The organism is Microbacterium sp. Bi128 (assembly GCF_918698205.1).
The window spans coordinates 1-2,080 of sequence record NZ_CAKKMM010000906.1 but is presented as its reverse complement, the minus strand read 5'-3'; the positions used below and the strand labels follow the sequence as shown (position 1 = coordinate 2,080).

Here is a 2,080-nt window from a genome sequence, read left to right as displayed (position 1 = left end):
GGCTGGCCCCGGCCGCGGGCATCGCCATGGAACCGATCGGCACCACCTTCGTCAACGCCATGAGAATGCTGATCGGCCCGATCGTGTTCCTGACCATCGTCGGCGGCATCGCCAGCGTCGCGGATCTGAAGAAGGTCGGCATGACCGGGCTGAAGGCCTTGACGTATTTCCAGATCGGCACGATCTTTGCCCTGCTCTTTGGCCTGGTCGCCATCAACGTCTTCCGCCTCGGCGACGGCGTCAACGCAGACGCCAGCGCGATCAAGACGACGGACTCCGCGGCCAAACTCATCGACGCCGGCGCCCACCAGGAATGGTGGCAGTTCCTGACCCACATCATCCCCACCAGCGTTGTCGCGCCCTTCGTGGAAGGCGACATCCTCCAGATCATCTTCATCGCCGTGATCTTCGGCGTCGCGCTGAACGCCATGGGCAAGGTCGGGGCGCCCGTCCTGGACGGTGTCCAGCGCCTCACCGGGGTCATGTTCAAAATCCTGGGCTTCATCATGAAGGCCGCCCCGCTGGGCGCGTTCGGCGCGATGGCCTTCGCCGTCGGCAAGTACGGCGTCTCTTCCCTCTCCAGCATGGGCGGGCTGATCGCCCTCTTCTACGCCACCTCGATCCTCTTCGTCGTCGTGGTCCTCGGCTCCGTCATGGCCTTCCTGAAGCTGAACATCTTCAAGATGATCCGCCACCTCAAAGAGCAGTACGTGCTCATTCTGGGCACCTCCACTGCCGAACCGGCCCTCCCGGGCCTGATGCGCAAACTCGAGCACGCCGGTGTGAAGAAGGAAACGGTCGGGCTCGTGGTCCCCACGGGCTACAGCTTCAACCTCGACGGCGCCGCCATCTACCTTTCGCTGGCCGCCGTCTACATCGCCCAGGCAACCAACACGAACCTGACCATCGGCCAGCAACTGGGCCTCATCGCGGTCATGCTGCTCACCTCCAAGGGCGCGGCAGGCGTCGCCGGCGGCGGCTTCATCGCCCTGACCGCCACCCTGGCCACGCTCGGCACCATCCCTGCCGCCGGCATCATGCTTATCTTCGGCATCGACAAGTTCATGTCCGAGTGCCGGGCCCTGGTGAACTTCACCGGGAATGCCGTCGCCACCTTGTTCATCGCCTGGTGGGACCGCACCCTGGACGCGGACCGCGTCCGCCGCGTCTTCAACGGCGAAACTGTTGAGCCGCTGCCCAGCGAGGATCCGATCCTCCCGGACGGCTACGGCGACATCGACGATGACCTGATCGAATACGGCCACCACACGCACCCGGACAACCACCCGGAGCGCACAGAAGCCGCCGATGCCGATTCGACGGCCAACGACACCCGCCGCCCCGCCTACTCGGAAACCATCTGACATGTTCAACACCACCGCCCCGAAAACCGTGCGGACCCTCATCGCACCGGACAAGTTCAAAGGCAGCCTCACGGCCGGCGAGGTGGCCGACGCCCTGGCCGCAGGGCTCCGCGCCGGAGCCGGCTCCACCGGCGGGGCCGGAGCGGTCCACTGCGAGCTGCTTCCCCTGGCCGACGGCGGGGACGGCAGTGTGGACGCCGCCGTCGCCGCCGGCTTCACCCGGCACCGCCACACTGTCACCGGGCCCACCGGCCAGCCCGTCCCGGCCGGCATCGCGTTCGACGGCACCACCGCCGTCGTCGAGGTCGCCAACACCTGCGGCCTGGCGCTCCTGCCGGCGGGCCAGCTGGAACCCTTGGCGGCCTCCAGCCGGGGCTTTGGGGAAGCGATCCTGTTCGCCCTCAGTCTCAACCCGGCCAGGATCGTCCTGGCGCTGGGCGGAAGTGCCAGCACCGACGGCGGCATGGGAATGCTCACCGCCCTGGGCTACGGCTTCCACGACGCCCGCAGCCGGCAGCTCCACGGCAGCGGAGAGTCACTGGCGCAGATCCACACCATCCGCCGGGCCAGGTTCCCCGAACTGGACGGCACGGAACTCGTGGTCGCCAGCGACGTCCACAATCCACTGCTCGGGCCCGGCGGCGCGCCGGCGGTCTTCGGACCCCAAAAGGGCGCCGGACCGCAGGACGTTGCGGCACTGGAGCACGGGCTGGCGC

General features: G+C 67.7%; 2 protein-coding genes. Both read left to right on the top strand.

Features of this window, described 5'->3' with window-relative positions; translation table 11 throughout:
* On the top strand, nucleotides 1-1,364 hold a 1,364-nt coding region (locus LQV45_RS27860; protein WP_230010123.1), incomplete at its 5' end, for a cation:dicarboxylate symporter family transporter.
* 1 nt (nucleotide 1,365) lies between these two features.
* Nucleotides 1,366-2,080: glycerate kinase (locus LQV45_RS27855; RefSeq protein ID WP_230010122.1), on the top strand; the 715-nt coding region annotated here is incomplete at its 3' end.